Origin of the sequence: Halomonas nitroreducens, assembly GCF_003966155.1 — a bacterium.
GTDB classification, from domain to species: Bacteria; Pseudomonadota; Gammaproteobacteria; order Pseudomonadales; family Halomonadaceae; genus Halomonas; species Halomonas nitroreducens.
In genome coordinates this window covers 197,962-216,534 of the sequence record NZ_RXNS01000004.1, presented here as the reverse complement: position 1 = coordinate 216,534, position 18,573 = coordinate 197,962, and the positions used below count along the sequence as shown (strand labels likewise).

The 18,573-nt window shown below is 63.4% G+C and carries 17 protein-coding genes; 12 read left to right on the top strand and 5 right to left on the bottom strand.

All coding sequences use genetic code 11. From position 1 onward, the window contains the following. Positions 1 to 7: 7 nt before the first annotated feature. From hemJ to EKG36_RS06045, 8 genes are all read left to right on the top strand, one after another. Positions 8 to 439, top strand: a complete 432-nt coding sequence (gene hemJ / locus EKG36_RS06080) for a protoporphyrinogen oxidase HemJ (RefSeq protein WP_126482070.1) — start codon at positions 8 to 10, stop codon at positions 437 to 439. Next, positions 439 to 1,269 carry a bifunctional hydroxymethylpyrimidine kinase/phosphomethylpyrimidine kinase gene (gene thiD, locus EKG36_RS06075; RefSeq protein ID WP_126482068.1) on the top strand — a complete coding sequence of 277 codons (831 nt, stop codon included), beginning with the start codon at positions 439 to 441 and terminating at the stop codon, positions 1,267 to 1,269. The genes hemJ and thiD overlap by 1 nt, the downstream gene beginning before the upstream one ends. A gap of 214 nt (positions 1,270 to 1,483) precedes the next feature. Further along, positions 1,484 to 2,773 (top strand): glutamate-1-semialdehyde 2,1-aminomutase, encoded by a 1,290-nt coding sequence (gene hemL / locus EKG36_RS06070; RefSeq protein WP_126482066.1) that lies wholly within the window; start codon positions 1,484 to 1,486, stop codon positions 2,771 to 2,773. A gap of 31 nt (positions 2,774 to 2,804) precedes the next feature. Next, positions 2,805 to 4,052, top strand: a complete 1,248-nt coding sequence (locus EKG36_RS06065; protein ID WP_126482064.1) for a P-loop nucleotide/nucleoside kinase family protein — start codon at positions 2,805 to 2,807, stop codon at positions 4,050 to 4,052. A gap of 575 nt (positions 4,053 to 4,627) precedes the next feature. Next, positions 4,628 to 5,752 (top strand): hypothetical protein, encoded by a 1,125-nt coding sequence (locus EKG36_RS20445; RefSeq protein ID WP_185827489.1) that lies wholly within the window; start codon positions 4,628 to 4,630, stop codon positions 5,750 to 5,752. A gap of 105 nt (positions 5,753 to 5,857) precedes the next feature. Continuing rightward, the gene (locus EKG36_RS06055; protein WP_148113484.1) at positions 5,858 to 6,265 is read left to right on the top strand and encodes a hypothetical protein; all 408 of its coding nucleotides are present in this window, start codon (positions 5,858 to 5,860) and stop codon (positions 6,263 to 6,265) included. Between the two features lie 27 nt (positions 6,266 to 6,292). Next, positions 6,293 to 7,048, top strand: a complete 756-nt coding sequence (locus tag EKG36_RS06050; protein WP_246007445.1) for a C39 family peptidase — start codon at positions 6,293 to 6,295, stop codon at positions 7,046 to 7,048. A gap of 24 nt (positions 7,049 to 7,072) precedes the next feature. Continuing rightward, positions 7,073 to 7,735, top strand: coding sequence for a hypothetical protein (locus EKG36_RS06045; RefSeq protein WP_126482059.1), 663 nt, complete (start codon positions 7,073 to 7,075; stop codon positions 7,733 to 7,735). A gap of 48 nt (positions 7,736 to 7,783) precedes the next feature. On the opposite strand, the gene EKG36_RS06040 is transcribed toward EKG36_RS06045, so the two are convergent. The 3 genes from EKG36_RS06040 to EKG36_RS06030 all read right to left on the bottom strand — a co-directional run bounded on the left by EKG36_RS06040 (position 7,784) and on the right by EKG36_RS06030 (position 11,334). Next, positions 7,784 to 8,857 carry a transporter gene (locus tag EKG36_RS06040; RefSeq protein ID WP_126482048.1) on the bottom strand — a complete coding sequence of 358 codons (1,074 nt, stop codon included), beginning with the start codon at positions 8,855 to 8,857 and terminating at the stop codon, positions 7,784 to 7,786. 242 nt (positions 8,858 to 9,099) lie between these two features. Further along, positions 9,100 to 10,542 (bottom strand): sigma-54 dependent transcriptional regulator, encoded by a 1,443-nt coding sequence (locus EKG36_RS06035; RefSeq protein ID WP_126482046.1) that lies wholly within the window; start codon positions 10,540 to 10,542, stop codon positions 9,100 to 9,102. A gap of 111 nt (positions 10,543 to 10,653) precedes the next feature. Further along, positions 10,654 to 11,334, bottom strand: a complete 681-nt coding sequence (locus EKG36_RS06030; RefSeq protein WP_126482044.1) for a LuxR C-terminal-related transcriptional regulator — start codon at positions 11,332 to 11,334, stop codon at positions 10,654 to 10,656. 395 nt (positions 11,335 to 11,729) lie between these two features. On the opposite strand from EKG36_RS06030, the gene rdgB reads away from it, so the two are divergent. The 4 genes from rdgB (at position 11,730) to EKG36_RS06010 (ending at position 15,140) form a co-directional block, all read left to right on the top strand. Then, complete coding sequence (rdgB, locus tag EKG36_RS06025) at positions 11,730 to 12,335, top strand: RdgB/HAM1 family non-canonical purine NTP pyrophosphatase (protein ID WP_126482042.1); 606 nt, start codon at positions 11,730 to 11,732, stop codon at positions 12,333 to 12,335. Next, the gene (gene hemW, locus EKG36_RS06020; protein WP_126482040.1) at positions 12,332 to 13,507 is read left to right on the top strand and encodes a radical SAM family heme chaperone HemW; all 1,176 of its coding nucleotides are present in this window, start codon (positions 12,332 to 12,334) and stop codon (positions 13,505 to 13,507) included. Before rdgB ends, hemW begins: the two co-directional genes overlap by 4 nt. Positions 13,508 to 13,546: 39 nt before the next feature. Then, positions 13,547 to 14,218: a YiaD family glycine zipper/OmpA-like lipoprotein gene (locus tag EKG36_RS06015; RefSeq protein ID WP_126482038.1), complete on the top strand. Its 672-nt coding sequence runs from the start codon at positions 13,547 to 13,549 to the stop codon at positions 14,216 to 14,218. Between the two features lie 79 nt (positions 14,219 to 14,297). Further along, positions 14,298 to 15,140: a 23S rRNA (adenine(2030)-N(6))-methyltransferase RlmJ gene (locus EKG36_RS06010; protein ID WP_126482036.1), complete on the top strand. Its 843-nt coding sequence runs from the start codon at positions 14,298 to 14,300 to the stop codon at positions 15,138 to 15,140. A gap of 111 nt (positions 15,141 to 15,251) precedes the next feature. Here EKG36_RS06010 and mnmE read toward each other — a convergent pair whose 3' ends face one another. Together mnmE and yidC are read right to left on the bottom strand one after the other, a co-directional pair. Then, positions 15,252 to 16,622: a tRNA uridine-5-carboxymethylaminomethyl(34) synthesis GTPase MnmE gene (gene mnmE / locus EKG36_RS06005; RefSeq protein ID WP_126482034.1), complete on the bottom strand. Its 1,371-nt coding sequence runs from the start codon at positions 16,620 to 16,622 to the stop codon at positions 15,252 to 15,254. 99 nt (positions 16,623 to 16,721) lie between these two features. Then, a complete protein-coding gene (gene yidC, locus EKG36_RS06000) occupies positions 16,722 to 18,407 on the bottom strand; it encodes a membrane protein insertase YidC (protein WP_126482032.1) in 1,686 nt (561 codons plus the stop codon). Between the last annotated feature and the right edge of the window lie 166 nt (positions 18,408 to 18,573).

The window sequence follows — 18,573 nt, the reverse complement described above, 5'->3', positions numbered from 1 at the left end:
AAGCGACATGTATCCCTGGATCAAGGCCCTGCACCTGGTGGCCGTGGTGACCTGGTTTGCCGCCCTCTTCTACCTGCCCCGGCTCTACGTCTACCACGCCATGGCCCGTGACCGAGGGGAGCAGCAGGCCATCGACTATTTCACCGTCATGGAGCGCAAGCTCTACCGCGGCATCATGACGCCGTCGATGATCGCCGTGCTGGTGCTGGGCGGCATCCTGCTCTATCTCAGCCCGGCCTGGCTCGACCAGGGCTGGATGCACGTCAAGCTCGCCCTTGTCGTGCTGCTGGTCGCCTATCACCATGTCTGCCTGGTCTATCTGAAGCAGTTCGTTTCCGGCCGCTGCAGCCGTGGCCACCGTTTCTTCCGCATCTTCAACGAGTTGCCCGTGATCGCCCTGCTGGCGATTGTCATCCTCGCCGTCGTGAAGCCGTTCTGATGTCGCCCTCCCCTGACACGAACCCCCACCTGCCCATGGTACTGGTCCTCGCCGGCCATGATCCTACCGGCGGCGCCGGTCTGGTGGCCGATGCCGAGGCCGTGGCGGCCTGTGGCGGCTGGGCGCTGACCATCCCTACCGCCCTGACGGTACAGAACTGTCGTGATGTCATGGCCGTTCAGCCGGTGGCGGCGGATACCATCCGCGACATGGCGTCCGCCCTGGAGGATACCGAGATCGCCGCCATCAAGGTCGGCTTGCTGGCCGCCCCGGAGACCCTGGAGGCCGTGGTGGAGATCATCGCCCGCCGTCCGGGGGTGCCGGTGGTAGTCGACCCGGTCCTCCGAGCCGGGGGGGGCAAGGAGATGTCCACGGGTGACCTGGTGGGGGCTTTCCGCCGGCACATGCTGCCGCTTGTGGATATCCTCACCCCCAATCGCCAGGAGCTCGCTCGCCTGGCCGACGCCGATTGCCTGGACGAGCCCCAGCGCGTGGTGAGCCTGATGCATCTGGGCTGTCAGGGCGTGCTGGTCACTGGCACTGACGAGCCCGATGCCCGCACCGCCTCCGATCGGGTAGTGCACACCCTTCACTCCCCGGATGGCGACCGCCAGTGGAGCTGGCCGCGCCTGCCCGGCCAGTTCCATGGCTCCGGCTGCACCCTGGCGGCGGCCCTGGCCACTCGCCTGGCTCTGGGGGAGTCGCTGGTCGGTGCCTGCCAGCAGGCACAGGCCTTCACCTGGCAGGCCCTGGCCCATGGCTGGCAACCGGGACGGGACCAGCGGCTGCCGCGCCGGCTGTGGCGCCTGCCAGTGACCCTTGAGAGCTGACGGGAGCCAGGCATGGGCTGGCCATCCGGGGCGTCTGCATCGAGAATAGGACCAGCGGGAGGATTACGGGACAAAGTGACGCTGTTCGGCGACATTCACCATCAGATCACCGGTCGCCACAAGCTTATCCAGAGAACTATCCACAGGCCGGAGCGCCGTGCCATGGGGCTTTCCGGCCGACGAGACATATTCGCTCAACAGCAAAGGGGTTGACATGACCACATCCGCACAGCTCTTCGAACGGGCCTGCCGACACATCCCCGGCGGTGTCAATTCGCCGGTGCGTGCCTTCAAGGGGCTGGAACGCTCCCCGGTTTTCATGGAGCGTGCCCAGGGTGCCTATCTGTTCGACGTGGAGGGCAAGCGCTACATCGATTACGTCGGGTCCTGGGGGCCGATGATTACCGGCCATGCCGACCCCGAAGTCCTGGGAGCGGTGCGCGAGCGTCTCGACAATGGCCTGTCATTCGGCACGCCGACGGCCATCGAGACCACCATGGCCGACCTGATCTGCGAGATGATCCCCAGCATCGAGATGGTGCGCATGGTCAATTCCGGGACCGAGGCCACCATGTCGGCGATCCGCCTGGCCCGCGGCTATACCGGTCGCGACAAGATCGTCAAGTTCGAGGGTAACTACCATGGGCACTCCGATTCCCTGCTGGTCAAGGCCGGTTCCGGGGCCCTGACCCATGGCGAGCCCAGTTCCCCGGGCGTGCCGGCATCGCTGGCCGAGCATACCGTGACCCTGTCCTACAACGATCCGGATGCCGTCGAGACCTGCTTCGAGGAGATCGGCGACGAGGTGGCCTGCATCATCGTCGAGCCGGTGGCCGGCAACATGAACTGCATCCCGCCCCAGCCCGGCTTTCTCGAGACCCTGCGCCGGGTCTGTGACCAGCACGGCAGCGTGCTGATCTTCGACGAGGTGATGACCGGCTTCCGGGTGGCCATGGGCGGGGCCCAGGCGCACTACAACGTCGAGCCCGACCTGACCTGCCTGGGCAAGATCGTCGGCGGTGGCATGCCGGTCGGGGCCTTCGGCGGTCGCCAGGCGATCATGGAGAACATCTCGCCGCTGGGGCCGGTCTACCAGGCCGGAACCCTGGCAGGCAATCCGCTGGCCATGGCGGCCGGCATCGCCCTGCTCACCAAGCTGCGCGAGCCTGGTTTCCACGATGCCCTGGCCCAGCGCGTGGAGACGCTTTGCCATGGTCTCCAGACACGTGCCGACGCAGCCGGTATCGACATGATGACCCAGCAGGCGGGGGGCATGTTCGGCCTCTTTTTCACCGGCCAGAGCCGGGTGGATAACTTCGCCCAGGCCACCGCCTGCGATGGCGGTGCCTTCCGCCGGTTCTTCGCCGCCATGCTGGATCATGGCGTGTATATGGCGCCCTCGGCTTTCGAGGCCGGCTTCATGTCCAGTGCGCATGCGCCCGAGGACATCCAACTGACCCTGGACGCGGCTGAGGCTGCCTTCGCGTCGATGCGCCAGGCGTGATCCGCGCCGGCGACCCAGCGAGGAGACTGCGATGAATCAGCGACATCCCCATGATGCCACCCTCGTCGGGGAGGACTTCTCCCTCGAGGCCGTGGTCGAGCGCCTGAGCGTCTGGCACCGTGAGCATCGCTGTCATGACCGGGACTCCGCGGCGGCCCTGGCGGCGGTCAGGGCGCGCAGTGACGCCGAGATAAAGGCCCTGGAGTCGCTGATGGTCGGTGACGAGGATCGCCAGCGTCTGGCCAGTCTGTCACGCTGGTTGAAGGAGAGCCTCGAGCGGCTGACCCCCGTGCTGCAGTCCCGGGGAGACCATCGGCTACCGTACAGCTGGGCCTGTGACCATCCGCACAGTCGCCTGGTGGGGGAAGGACGTGTGCTGATGGCCAATGCCATCGACCGTGACCTCGCGGGACCTGGCGCGCAGACCGCGCTGGATCCGGGGGGGGACCTGGCCTCGCTGCTGGTGGGACTCGAGATCCGGGGGGAGACGCGTCTGGCCCGCCGGGCGCTCGACCAATATCTGCGGGAGTCGGGCGACTACGGTATGCCTCCCCTGCTGTCGATCTTCCGGGTGATCGAGGCCCTGGCTGGTGCCAGGCGGGCCCTGAGGCGCCGGCAGGAGGCCGTCGGTGACGACGAGCAGCCGGCCCTGCTGGCGGAGACCATGGGGGCCTGCCGTCGCTATCTGACGCTGGCCGAACAGCATGCCGAGTTCCGCTTTCCCCCCCTAGTGATCGGGGTGGGGGTGACCGGCAGCGGCAAGAGCCGGTTCACCCGTACCCTGGTCGGCCAGTTGGGGGCGGTACGGCTCTGCTCTGACGCAGAGCGCCGTCGCCTGCATGAGGGTTATCCACAGGCCTCACAGAGCGAACCGCCGGTGGATATCTTCTCGGATGAGGCCACCGAACGTACCTATCGGCGTCTGGCCGACTGTGCCGGCCGGCTCCTGGATGCCGGCTTCCCGGTCTGTATCGATGCCACCTGTCTCAAGCGAGAGCAGCGCAACCGCTTGCGCCACCAGGCGGAGAGCCGTGGCTTGCCCGTCCTGCTGGTCAGTTTCGAGGCCGACGAGGCCACCCTGGAACAACGCATCCGCAAGCGCGCCAGCCGCCGGGGCGGCAATGCCCGGGATGGCCTGGCCGTTCTCCACCGCCAGCGAGCCGGATTCGAGGGGTTCACCAGCGATGAACGCCTGCATCTGATCCACCTGGATACCACGGCGGACAATGCCGGCGAGACGCTCGCCGGCCTGATCCAGGAGCATGCCCACTGGACCTGACTTGCCATGGGGCCAGGCCCCGTGGCTCCCGCTCGACCTCTCGTGTCTCCCCTCTTCAGGCTTTCCCGCCGTGTGGCGGGATCCGGTGTAACAACAAGTGATCAGCCGTAGTTGCCGCGTAAACTGGAGGACTACTCTCCAGTCCATTGTTTTCGCTATGGAAAATGTCAGTGTGTGGGAAGTGTCACTTCTGCAACGAATTTGTTTCCTTCCTGTATCATCAAGTTAATTAATTGATTTTTAAGCGTTAATCCAGCCAACCAGCGGTTGGGTGCCGATGCTCTGTTTCACGGGCTTAACAGTTCCTGAATGATTCCCCCCTCTAAACCCTCCCCAGCCCCGTGTTCCACAGCCAAGAACACGAACTCTCTCCAATATTGTCAGCTGGTTACGTATTCCTGGCACGCATTATGCCCCAGGTAGCTTGCCTGCGAGCGGGATCTTCGAGGGCTCAAGGTCGACCTTTGAACTCGACCAAGAGCAGGCAACCAGAACCGATGCCGTTATCGACCTTCGAATCGGCCCGGTTCGCAGCGGACGAAAATGGTCCAGCCGAATCGAACGGGAGAGTGATCATGAAAGCATATGTAATCGCGGGGACTTCCCTGCTGACCCTGGTCATGGCGATTTCCACCGCCCAGGCCAACCCCACGAATGGCGTCGTCAAGGGCGACTCCGACCAGGACGTTGACTCCGCTGCCCTTGCCGTGGGTGGCAGCAGCGGCAGTGCTGATGGCGGGTCCGGCTTCGGGCTGGGCCTGGGCTCCGGGGGCAGTGCCGATGGCGGTGATGGCGGTGACGACGGCTTCGCCGATGGCGGCAATGGCGGAACCGGCGGGAACGGTGCCGGCACCGGTCTGGGCACCGGTGGCGGCGGCGGCATGACCGGCCGCGGCGGCGATGCCTGGGCCATGAGCGAGTCCTACAACACCTCCATCAGCGTGATTTCGCTGCAGAAGATGCGCTCGAATGTCAGCGGCGCGCCGATCAACGTCTATGGCGGTGATGGTGCCCGTGGCGCCGATGGTGCCGCCGGTGGTGGTGCGCTCGCGGTCAGCGTCGGGCTCGGTGTCGGCGGTGACGGCGGCAACGGTTATGGCGGCGACGGCGGCGGTGCCGGCGCCCTGGGCGCGGGTAACGGTGAAGGTGGCGACGGTACCGGAACCGGTCTAGGTCTGGGGGCTGGCATCGGCGTGGGTGGCGGTGCCAATGCCGGCAGTGGTGCCGGTAGCGACGCAGATGCCGACAACGATGACGCCGGCGGCGGGCTCTTCGGTGGCGGCAACCAGGATGCCGGTGCCGGGTCCAGCGCCGGAGCGAGTGCCACGGCCGGTACAGGGGGCGCCGGCAGCGGGACCGGTAGCGGGACCGGTGCAGGCTCCGGGACCGGCGGCGACGGCAGCGGTAGCGGCTGGGCCCAAGCAGTGGCCGGTGACGGCGGCGACGGCTATGGCGGCGGCGGCGGCGGCGGCCTCGGCCGCGGCGGTAACGCCTTTGCCGCTGGCGGCGCCGGCGGCGACGGTGGTGCCGGTGGTGCCGGTGGTGCAGCCATCCTGAGGACCGGCGCGGCCAGTGTCTCGGTCGCCGCAGGCGGCGTCTACGGTGGAGTTTCCAACATCAACAACTCCACCGGCTTCTACAACTCGCAGCTGTCCGGCACCAGCATCGCCGCTCACAGCGGTGTCAACATCGGCAACTGATGGCACGAGTCCTGTAAGGGACTGATGGTTGCCAAGCCTGGAACTGGCGGAGCACGTCTCCGCCGGTTCCTTCACTGCTCGGTGGAGATCAGCGGAGGCAAGGTGATGAAGATGTCGAGGTGGTTGCGGGTCAAGGGGCGGGTCGCGCTGTTGGGCTCGGCCACGATCCTGGCGATGACATGGGCGGGAGCCAGTCTCGCCGAAGAACTTCAGCAAAGCGGTTTCGATACCCTCCAGCGCATGGCGCCCGGGGAGATGGCGCAGGCAAGGGGGCGAGACGGCGTCAACGTGCAACTTGACCAGGTCAATGTCCAGAGCGTTCAGGACATGGAGGCCGTGGCCGCCGGGTCGAGCTTCACCGTCGTCAATGGCGACATGATGACGGGCCCGATCACCTTCGAACAGGACTCGATGGGACACTATAGCGGCACGGGAATCTTCAACAACGTGACGGGCAATGCCAATGCCATCAACAATGCCATCGGTATCAGCGTGTACGTATCCAGTCCCTGAGGCATGGCATTGGGAGTGTAGTCGCTGATGCGCTACCCGGTCGAGGAATGGGACAGACATCCCGAGGCGGTAAACATGATCAAGTTTCTATGGCGTGCCTCCCTGCTTGTGGTCTGGATGATGGCGGGAGGCTTCGTCATGTCCGTACAGGCCGGCACCGTCGTCATCTCCAACCCGTTCGGTACCTTTCAGGTCGAGGCCAAGAGCCTGTCGGAAATCAGCTGGGAAGGCGTGGTGCGCCAGGAGTATGACTTCAGCTGCGGCTCCGCAGCCGTCGCCACCTTGATGACCTATCACTATGACCGACCGACAAGTGAGGTGGACGTCTTTGAGGCGATGATCCGCGAGGGGGACAGGGAACAGATCCAGACCTACGGCTTTTCCATGCTGGACATGAAGCGTTATCTGGATGCCCAGGGCCTGAATGCCGATGGCTTCGAGATTACCCTCGATGATTTCATCCGCATCGGGGTGCCGGCCATCACCCTTATCAATACGGGGGGCTACAAGCACTTCGTGGTCGTCAAGGGGGTCGATCGGGACAACGTGCTGGTGGGGGATCCGGCGGCCGGCACCGTGGTGGTGCCGAGGGAGCTGTTCGAGACCCTGTGGAGCAACAAGGTGTTGGGGGTGAGAGCGGAAGTCGAGCTGGCGCGTGAACACTTCAATAGTGAACGTGACTGGCGAGTTCGCCCGGCCTCACCACTGGAAAACGGGTTGCAGCGCTCCAGCGTAGGATCCTACATGCTGACGCTGCCGGGAATGAATGAAATCGGTAGGTAATACCACTCAGGGGAGTTACCGGCCATGAAAAGCAAGATCAAGATCGGCGAGTCAGGGCGCAAGGGGCGTATCCTGGCTACGTCATTGCTGGTGGGGAGCGTGCTGGCAAGCACCTCCAGCCTGGCGCTGACATCCGCCCCGGTGTCGGGGCCGGGCTTGTTGTCGGGTGCCACACATGACATCTATTACCGGGGCGAGGTGATCCCGACGACGGCCCTGGACAGTTTGCGCGGGGGGTTCAGCCTCGCGGGGCTGGAGGTGAACTTCGGCGCCAGGCTGACCACCCTGATCAATGACAGGGTTCGCTACGAGACCCAGTTGGCCTTCAGCCAGGCAGGCACGGATATCATCTCCCGTCGGCTCGATGTCGCGGGAGGAGGCGCCGAGACCTTGACCCAGGTGGGGCCCGAAACGGGCGTCAGTGTCGCCGATATCACCGGCCAGCTGAACCTGGCCGGCCTTGGTGGTTACAGTGGTGTGGTGCTCGATGACGGCATGGGAGGTGCCACGGCTGCCCTGCACAGCATTACCCAGAACGCTATTGTCAGTACCCTGTCGACCACGGCCAGCGGGCAGAGCATTCGTAATAATATCGATGTCAGCGTGCATATCCTGAACGCGGGCGAGCTGCGATTGCAGCGACAGAGAGCCCTGATCCTGAACTCCCTGTTAGGGGCGCCGCGGTAACGAGAAAAGGCTGCCGGTCTGGCAGCCTTTTCTCTGAGGGGAGCATGCCTAATAGACGTTGAGACCGATAGGCGCGCGAAGGGTAAGGGTGGTATCGGGCGCATCCTCGGTAACGCCCAGTTCCAGGCCCAGGTTCAGCACCGAGCTCTGGTTGAACTGATAGGACCAGCCCAGCAGCATGGCACCGACATTCAGGCTGCGTGAACTCTGCGTCGACTGTGCGCCAGTATCGGGGTCGGTGAAGGTCGTATCCGTCTCGTCGATGAAGTCATTCTTGTAGCCCAGGGTGAAGGACGACCTGGGGTTGATCGAGTAGGACATGCCAAAGCTCATGCGCACGGCATCACCGGGATCGACCTCCTCGACTCGGACATCACCGATCTGCTCGTTGACATCGTCCTCCAGGTTGAACAGGTAGCCGAGGTTGGCAAAGTAGACGGCGGGCGCCGATGGAACCAGGACGGTTAGGCTGGGCTCGATGGAATGAAAGCCGGAACCGGTGGGCAGCTCCTCTTCGATGCCGTTGCTGTCGCGGCTGACGTCGAAAGGACCGTCACCGGTCGTCGATTTGTAGCGCAGGTTACCCACGAAGTAGGGGACACCATTTCGACCACTGTTGATCTGGTAGTGAGCGGCGAACTCGACATCCCCTAGCCCATCCCCACTCTGGCTCCTGTCGAGTTCGAACTGGTCGGGATCCTCGATGGAAAAGTTGGCCGTGTCATCCCGGTACAGGTAGGGCAGTCTGAGTTCCAGTTCTAGGCGGTCCGTAACCCCTAGCCGGCCGGTGAGTGCCGTGGTGTAGGTGTCACGATCCACATCCTCGGCCGCCAACACCCCGACTTGCAGGGTACTGAGGATCTCCACGCCACGGAAGGTCAAGCGGTTGACGCTGGCATGGGAATACTGGAATTCGGGTTCAAGCACGAGGCGCCCCTTGGGCGTCAGGACGCCGCCAATATCCGGGATGGCCTGAACCTCGGGGGCTTCCTGTGAGGGCGGTGGACGCTGCCCGACGGGCTGGATAGTGTCTTCTCCCGACGATTGGGCGGCGGCATGGCCTGAGATTGCCAGAGGGGCCAGACTGCAGGCGAGGGCGAGCCTCTTGAGTTCGAACGTCATGACGTGTTCCCTATTTCCTTGAATTAACATAAGATTTTTAGGTTATGACCACTACTCCTGCCATTCTGCGCTGTTTCTCACTCTGTGATTGTCTAGGGTAGTCCTTCGAGGAGCCAGGATCGAGTTGGCGATGTCATTTCAGGGGCGGGGCACAGAAGCGCCTTCACTTCAGGCTAGCGGTCTCGCCGAGCGAATATCGTCGAGAAATACTCTGCTGCTGACACGATGTGCTCCTCCTGATTCTAGGAAGGGCCTTTCTTGATGGAGGAAAAGTGAAGTACATTGGTAAGATCCCTGGATGTTCCATCCTCAACAAGCCCCCCCTTCTGGCTTGGAGCCTCGCTCGCTCGAGTGATCTTGTGTTTCTCCATCAAACGATAGAGGGTCACTCGAGATATGCCAAGTTCTCGGGCGGCGTGCTGGATGTTGAAGCTGTTGCGAGCCAGTGCGGCCTGCACGACACCGCGTTCGGCGATGTCGCGGGCTTCTTCAAGACTCTCCGCATGGCGTGAGGCGCAGTGGCGCCTCTCCAGCCCGAGGTCGGCGGGGCGGATCAAGTGATGATCGCACATGACCATGGCGCGCCGTACCCGGTTAATGAGCTCGCGAATATTCCCCGGCCACTCATAGAGACGCATCAGGGCCAGGCTCTCCTTGTTGAAGCCTGTTACCTGAAGGGACTTTTCATTGGCAAACTTATTGAAGAAGTGCTGGGCAAGAATCTCGATGTCATCTCCGCGTAATCTCAGTGCCGGCACTCTGACCTGAAGGACATTGAGGCGATGATATAAGTCTTCTCGAAAACTGCCTTCCTCAACGGCATTCTCCAGGTCTACATGGGTTGCGGCGAGGACTCGAACGTCGACCTCGATTTCCTTCAGGCCACCGACACGTTGAATGGTATGGTTTTCCAGAAAACGTAGTAGATTGACTTGCAGTTCCAGAGGCAAGTCTCCGACCTCATCGAGGAAAAGCGTTCCACCCTGAGTATTCTCGATGATGCCGATCTTGCGTTGACTCGCACCAGTGAAAGCCCCCTTCTCATGGCCGAAGAGCTCCGACTGGATCAGGTTGCTGGGCAGGGCCCCACAGTTAACGGCATTGAAAGGATTGTCGGCTCGACGCGATTCCTCATGGATGGCTCGCGCCGTCAGCTCCTTTCCGGTTCCGGACTCGCCCTGGATAAAAACCGGGGCATCAACGACAGCTACCTTGTGTATTGTCTTGAAGAGAGCCTTCATGATGGGACTGTTGCCCACCATCTTGTACTCCATTGGGTCCGCTTCACTTTGGCAACTTGGTGACACTGTAAGTTGTGCAATTTCCAGGAGGGTCTCCAGGGTGAAGTGAAGTTTTTTTGGGTCGATCGGCAGCGTATGATACGCACAGAAGAGCTGGCCGATGACCTGGCAGATCTTCTTATCAGATAATAGTTGCTTGTCGACAATGGCTGTCCATCGTGTCGAGCTCTCATTGATCAAGTTTTGGATTTCACTGGATAGAATAGAGTGACTTGATTCAATGAAAATCAGGCCGACCAAGGGAGGGTTAATCCTGGCTTTCTTAAATGCTTGCTTAACACAGCCGACATGAGACACTGTCCATCCCATGGTCGATAACTGATTGATAATATGATCCTTGTTATCCCCTTCCCCTATGATCATTATGCTTTTTAGTGTCTTCATTACTGGTCCTTTGACATTTCGTCAAGTAAAGAAAAACACAGCTCCGAGCGCGATAAATACCAAAATAGCAGCTCGCTAATCGAGGCTATTATGGTTTTTTCTAATGTTTTTTCATGACTTGCAATTGGGTCGTCGTTCGGTCAGCGGAGGAGGCGTTCCCAGGTTTTGCCTTGCCCAGTTAACGGCCTGCAGGCGATTATGGACCTCTATCTTCTTGAAGATGTTATAGAGGTGAGACTTGACGGTATGCTCACTGACGAAGAGGCGATCGGCGATTTCCATATTGGATGCGCCGGACCCGAGCAGGCCGATGATCTCCAGCTCCCGCTGTGTCAAGCCACAGGCCGGACGATAGGCATTGATCTGATGACGGCGATAGAATTCGAGCATGCGTGCCATCAGGTGCCGTGACATCCATAGCTGACCATCCAACAGCGTGGACAGACCCTTGCAGATAAGCGGTAGCGGATCACTGCGATAGAAGATGCCCTGAAGGTGCATCCCGGAGAGGGTCTCGACCGCATGGTCCTCATCCCGTAGGTTGAAGGCGGCCAGGGAAATATTGGGGTGTTCCGCTCGATGGGTCTGCCATGCCTGCATGGAGGCCTCATCCATGTGGTCCGCATCAAGGAGTACGAGGACATCCCCATTGTTCTCCCTGGGCTTCCAGGCAGTACCTGGGACCACGACCCCCACCGGGCACTCGAGCTGTTGATGCAAGTAGTCGGTGAAGAGCTGTGACTGCGGGTTGGACTCGGTCACCAGCAGTATTTGACGTTTTTCGTGGACCATGGTGTAACCTCAGCATCTGTGACGATAACCATCACCTCGCCTGATGAAATCTTTGGGCAATGTCGTCTGCCAGTTATGAGTGTCGGACGCAATGTAAAAACATGTAACTAACTTTTCGTTATATGACGTTCCTTGCTTAGTTCTTTCCGACGCTCATGATCCTTTTATATTCATAAAATCAGTTGGTTATATAGTTGTTAGGCCCTTCTCGACCAGATATCTGCTTCTAGGGTATTAGACAAACCATGCCGCCTTGGATAATGCCTCCTGAAGGGATTGATGCTCGACTTCGAGCAATAGAATGATTCTATTTCGTGTTACCTCCTTGCCTTTCCTCCTCCCGAGGGGCTGGCTCGCGTAGAATTGCTTCGAGACATACCAACCAAGGTGCCGCCATGATGACGAGATTGGTGCTGGCGAGTGGTAATGCCGGCAAGCTACGCGAATTCCATCAGCTGCTCGCCCCCCTTGGCGTCGACGTACGGCCCCAGTCCGACTTCGCCGTTTGCGAGGTCGAGGAAACGGGGCTGACCTTCGTCGAGAACGCCCTGCTCAAGGCCCGCGAGGCGACCCGCGTCAGTGGACTGCCAGCCCTGGCCGACGATTCGGGACTGGCCGTGGATGCCCTGCAGGGCCAACCCGGTATCCATTCGGCGCGTTTCGCCGGTGAGCCGCGTGACGATGGACGAAACAATCGCCGCTTGTTGGAGGCCCTGGCCGAGGTGCCTGACCAGAAGCGCACCGCTCGCTACTGGTGTGTGCTGGTGTTGCTTCGCCATGCCGAGGATCCGGTGCCGCTGATCGTCCAACGCAGCTGGGAGGGTGAGATCCTGCCTGTGCCCAGGGGGACGCAAGGCTTTGGTTATGACCCCTTGTTCTGGATCCGCGATCTGCAGATGACCGCGGCCGAACTGCCCGCCGAGGAAAAGAACCGGCTAAGCCATCGCGGGCGTGCCCTGCGAGCTCTCCTTGACTCGTTGTCTGCCGGATCGCTGGCATGAGGGTCGCGGCACTGCCACCGCTCGCGCTCTACGTGCACGTGCCCTGGTGCGTGCGCAAGTGCCCCTACTGTGATTTCAACTCCCATGGTGTAGGGCGTGGGGCCGAGCTTCCTGAGGCGGAGTACCTGGCAGCGCTGATTGCCGACCTGGATGCCGACCTGCCGCTGGCGGGGGGGCGGGAGCTGGTCAGCGTCTTCATCGGGGGAGGCACGCCGAGCCTGATGTCAGCGGCCTTCTACCGTGACTTGCTGGATGCCGTCGCCGAGCGACTGCCGCTGGCCGCCGATATCGAGATCACCCTCGAGGCCAATCCCGGCACCCTCGAACGTGGCCGTTTCGCGGGCTATCGACAGGCCGGCATCAACCGCCTGTCGCTGGGCGTGCAGAGCTTCCAGGATCACCAGCTGTCCGCCCTGGGGCGTATCCACTCCGGCCGGGATGCCGTGGCGGCGGTCGAGGAAGCCCGCGAGGCCGGCTTCGAGAATCTCAATGTCGACCTGATGCATGGCCTGCCTGGCCAGACCCCTGCCCTGGCCCTGGATGACCTTGAGCGGGCACTGGCGCTCGGCCCTGAGCATCTCTCCTGGTACCAGCTGACACTCGAGCCCAACACCGAGTTTCATTCCCATCCGCCTGCATTACCCCGGGAGGAAGTGCTGTGGGACATTCAGGACCGCGGCCATGAGCGACTACAGGTCGCCGGCTTTACGCGCTACGAGATCTCCGCCTATGCACTCGCCGGTCGCCGGGCGCGCCATAACCTGAACTACTGGCGCTTCGGCGACTATCTGGGCATCGGCGCCGGAGCGCATGGCAAGCTGAGCGTGCCCGGGCTGGGGGGGCACGCCATCGAACGGCGCTGGAAGACCCGCCAACCCGATGCCTACCTGCGGCGACTGCACGATCCGCGGGGCTTCGTGGCGGGTCGTGAGGGGATCGACGCCGAGGAACTGCCGCTGGAATTCGCCATGAATGCGCTGCGCCTGACCGATGGGGTGCCGCTGTCCGACTGGCAGGACACGACCGGACGCCCTGCGGCGCTGCTGCTCGACCGCCTCGCCGCCGCCCGCAAAAAAGGACTTCTCGTGGAAGATGCCGGGAGGCTACAAGCCTCCCCCCAAGGTCTATTATTCTTGAACGAGTTGCTGGCCTCGATCGACACATCGGGCTAGTGCAGGACGCCAATCGTCAAACAAGGAGTCGACGACACCATGACCAGAAGCTTTCGCCTGATTGCGCCGCTTGCCGCCGCGGCCTTGCTGGTGGGGTGTACCACCACCGACCCCTATTCCGGTCAGACCCAGCGCAGCAAGACCGGCACCGGCGCCGCCATCGGCGCGGTGGTCGGGGCCGCCGCCGGGGCCCTCAGCGGGGATGGCAGCACCAGTCGTCGCGACCGTGCCCTGATCGGCGCCGCCGTGGGTGCCGCCGCGGGCGGTGGCATCGGCGCCTACATGGACAAGCAGGAAGAGCAGCTCCGCCAGGACATGCAGGGCACCGGCATCGGGGTCGAACGCCGCGGCGACGACATCGTGCTCAACATGCCCAGCAGCGTGACCTTCGGCTTCGATTCCAGTGAGCTGACCATGACGGCCCGCAATGCCCTCAACGATGTCTCCTCGGTGCTGACCCAGTACCCGGAGACGCGGGTCAATATCGCCGGCCACACCGACAGCACCGGCGAGGCCGCCTACAACCAGCAGCTCTCCGAGCGCCGTGCCCAGGCCGTGGGCAACTACCTGACCCAGAGCGGCGTTGCGTCCAGTCGCCTCTACATGAGCGGCTATGGCGAGAACCAGCCGGTGGCCAGCAACGCTACCGAAGCGGGACGCGCCCAGAATCGTCGCGTGGAGATCACCCTGAGCCCCATCGCCCAGCGCTGATCCGCGCTCAGGCGCCATCCGGGCCCGTCACCTTGCCGGTGGCGGGCCTTTTCCTTGCCCAATCACTGATGTGAGAGCCATGCTTTCCTACCAGCACGCCTATCATGCGGGTAACTTCGCCGACGTTCACAAGCACCTGGTGCTGTATGCGGTCGTCGAGCATCTATTACGTAAAGAATCCGCTGTTACGTATATTGATACCCATGCCGGTCGCGGGCTCTATCCCCTCGCCTCCGGGGAGGCCAGCAAGCTGCAGGAGCATCGGGATGGTGTCGGCCGGCTGTGGCAGGCGCGCCAGCGCCTCGCCGGCGAGCCCCTGCTGGAAAACTGGTTGGCGGCCCTGGCCAGGGTCCAGCGCGGGAGAGCCCTCGACCACTACCCTGGCTCTCCCTGGTGGCTGAGCCAGGGGCTGCGCGCCCAGGACCGGCTGCGGCTGTTCGAGCTGCATCCCGGGGAGCATGGCCATCTGGCCGAGCAGGCGCTGCCCGCCAATGTGCGACGGGTCCATGGCGATGGCCTGGCGGGCCTGCTGCAGGGGCTGCCGGTGTCGACCCCTCGGCTGTGCGTGCTGATCGATCCCAGCTATGAGCGCAAGGCGGAGTACAGCGAGGTCGCCGAGACCGTGCTCAAGACCATGCGCAAGTCGCGGCATGCCCAGGTCCTGGTGTGGTACCCACTACTGCCGGCGGGGCGGCATCAGGCGCTGCTCGACGGACTGCGTGATCACGGGCTGCGCAAGGTCTGGCGGAGTGAACTGACCCTGGGCGGGCCCGGCGAGGGGCATGGCATGTACGGCAGTGGCATGCTGGTGGTCAATCCCCCCTGGGGGCTGGAGGCGCGCCTGGCAGACACCATGGCAGCCCTCACGCCCCTGCTGGGCGATGCCTGTCGGCATCGGGGAGACTGGTGGGTCCCGGAGTAGGGCAGGGCGCTGACTTCCCAATGCGAGGCGGCCGAGGATCCCGCCCGGCAGCCATCGGTTGAGACGGCGCCTCGGCGCCGACGGCTGGGGCACCAGGACAAAGATATCGCGCTACTTGCCGATACAGAAGCTGCCGAAGATCTCGCCCAGCAGGTCATCGGCGCTGAACTCCCCGGTGATCTCGCCGAGGGCCTGCTGGGCGTCCCGCAGGTCCTCGGCGAGAAGCTCCCCGGCCCCGTAGCCGGAGAGCTGGTCCGCCCCATTGCCGAGGGCCCGCTCGGCGCGGTCGAGGGCCTCCAGATGCCGCCGACGCGCCGAGAAGCGGCCCTCGGTGGTGGCCGAGAATCCCATCACCGCCTTGAGGTGCTCCTTGAGGTTATCCACACCCGCGCCGGTCTTCGCCGACAGGCGCAGCACCGGAGTGGCTGTGGACAAGTCGAGTCCCGGCGTCTCGCGGCTGGTATCGATCTTGTTGCGGACCAGCGTCAGTCGCGAGGGATCGGCCAGCCGCTCGACGAACTCCGGCCAGATGGCCATGGGATCGATGGCATCCGTGGTGGCGGCATCCACCATCAGCAGCACCCGGTCGGCCGTCTCGATCTCCGTCCAGGCGCGGGCCACCCCGATCTTCTCCACCGCGTCCGGCGTGTCCCGCAGCCCGGCGGTATCGATCACGTGCAGGGGCATGCCATCCAGGTGAATGTGTTCGCGCAGCACGTCCCGGGTGGTGCCCTCGATATCGGTGACGATGGCGGTGTCCTGCTCGGTGAGGGCGTTGAGCAGGCTCGACTTGCCGGCATTCGGGCGCCCGGCGATGACCACGTTCATGCCCTCGCGCATCAGCGCGCCCTGGCCGGCGGCCGCCCGCACCTCGGCAAGCTCCGCCTGGATCCCGCTGAGCGTGTCCCCGACCCGGCCGTCGGCAAGGAAGTCGATCTCCTCCTCGGGAAAGTCGATGGCGGCCTCCACGTACATGCGCAGCTCGATCAGTTGCTGCACCAGCCCCTCCACCCGGTGCGAGAACTCGCCCTGCAGCGAACGCAGGGCGTTCTCGGCGGCGCCGCGGGAACTGGCCTCGATGAGGTCGGCAATGGCCTCGGCCTGAGCCAGGTCGAGCTTGTCGTTGAGGAAGGCCCGCTCCGAGAATTCGCCGGGGCGGGCCAGCCGGGCGCCAAGCTGCAGGCAGCGCTCCAGCAGCAGGTCCATGATCACCGGTCCGCCGTGGCCCTGCAGCTCGAGGACGTCCTCGCCGGTGAAGGAGTGGGGGTCCGCGAAGAAGAGGGCGATCCCCTCGTCGATCATGGCCGTCTCCCCCCGGAAAGGGCCGTACAGGGCCCGGCGGGGTTCGGGGCAGTGGCCCAGCAGGCTGCCGGCGATCGTCCGGCAGGCGGGGCCGGAGACGCGGATGATGCCCACGCCACCGCGCCCCGGCGGGGTGGCCAGGGCGGCGATGGTGTCCTGGGGATAGAGGCTCTCGGCCATCGGTGACTCCTCGGGTGGGACGTCGCTATTGTCCGTGTCGGGGGACACAAACGCCAGACCCCCGCCGGGGCGGGGGTCTGGCGGGATAGCGAGGGCGCGCTATTTGGTTTTCATGCCCTTGCCGATACTGGGATCGGCCTCGATCTTGCGGGTGATCACGTACTGCTGGGCGATGGAGGTGATGTTGTTCACCACCCAGTAGATCACCAGGCCGGCCGGGAACCACAGGAAGAAGAAGGTGAAGACGATCGGCAGCATCTTCATGATCTTGGCCTGGGTCGGGTCAGGCGGCGTCGGGTTCAGCAGCTGCTGCACGAACATCGAGGCGCCCATCAGGATCGGCAGGATGAAGTAGGGGTCCTTCACCGAGAGGTCCTGGATCCAGAACATGAAGGGCGCATGGCGCAGCTCCACGGACTCGAGCAGCATCCAGTACAAGGCGATGAACACCGGCATCTGCACCAGGATCGGCAGACAGCCCCCCAGCGGGTTGATCTTCTCCTTCTGGTAGAACTTCATCATCTCCTGGGACATCTTCTGGCGATCATCGCCGTACTGTTCCTTGAGGCGCTGCATCTCCGGGCCCAGCTTGCGCATGCGGGCCATGGACTTGTAGGCCTTGGCGGAGAGCGGCCACAGGGCGGCCTTCACCAGCAGGGTCAAGATGACGATGGACCAGCCCCAGTTGCCGATCAGGTCATGGATGTGATCGAGCAGCCAGAACAGCGGATTGGCGATGAACCACAGCCAGCCGAAGTCCACGGTCAGCTCCAGGTGGGGGGCGATCTCTTCCAGACGGTCCTGCACCTTGGGGCCCATGTACAGGGTCGCGCCCAGGGCGGCCTCGCCGGCGGCGGCCACGGTACGGGTGGGACCGGCGAAGGCGGCCACGTTGCGATCCTGGGAGTCGGTGGTGGCGTAGTAGAGGTTCTGCTGGTCCTGGGGCGGCGCCCAGGCCGAGGTGAAGTAGTGCTGAATCATGGCGACCCAGCCGCCCTCGACATCCTTGTTGGCGAAGTTGCCCTCCTGGATATCCTCGAAGTCGATCTTCTCGTAGCGGGTTTCCGGAGAGGAGTAGGCGGCGCCGAGGAAGGAGCGCATGCCCATCTTGGGGCCGCTGGAGGGGTCGCTGCTGTTGTCGCGGGCCAGCTGGCCGATGAAGCGGGCGGTAACCGGCGTCTCGCCATTGTTGGCCACGAAGTAGTCGACGTCGACGGCATAGCTGTCCCGCGCGAAGGTAAAGCGCTTGAGCACGTCGACACCGTTGAGGGTGGCGCTCAAGTCGACTTCCAGCTGTCCCTCGTCCTCGTCGAGACGATACTCGGTCTTCTCGGGATTGTAGGTGATGCGTCCCTGGTGGCCTTCCAGCTGCAGCCCCGAGCGTGCCACGTAACTCATCGAGGCGTTGTCTGCCAGCAGCACGAAGGGCTGGTCGGATTCCTGGGCGAACTTGTGCTGGGGCAGGGCTGCGTAGACGATGTCACCACCCTCGGGATCGATGCGCACATCGAGCACGTCGGTGGTGACGGCCACGAGGTCGCGGCTGTTGCCGGCGCTGGCATCGCCCGGCATGCTGCCGGCCATGTCCGACGCGGCGGCGTCGCTGGGCACAGCGAGATCATCGCTGCCGGAGGCCGTCGGAGACGGGGCGTCGCCGGCGTCACTGGAGATGGCCGGGGCCTGCGGTGCCGTGGCCACCTGGCCGTAATCCTGATTCCACTGCACGACGATCAGGTAGGCGAGGACCGCCAGGGGAATCAGCAATAAGAGTCGTTTTACGTCCATGAGGGTTCTGCCCGATGGGTGGTGAACATTCCGATGGCGCAGCGCAGGTCGCACACCCGACATACACGAAAGCCTGCCGAGGGCAGGCTAGCGTTCGTCAGCAGAGCGTCTGCTTTCGGCGTGACGGCGTCAAGGATGGCGGCGAGTAGCGTGGTCATGCGCATGC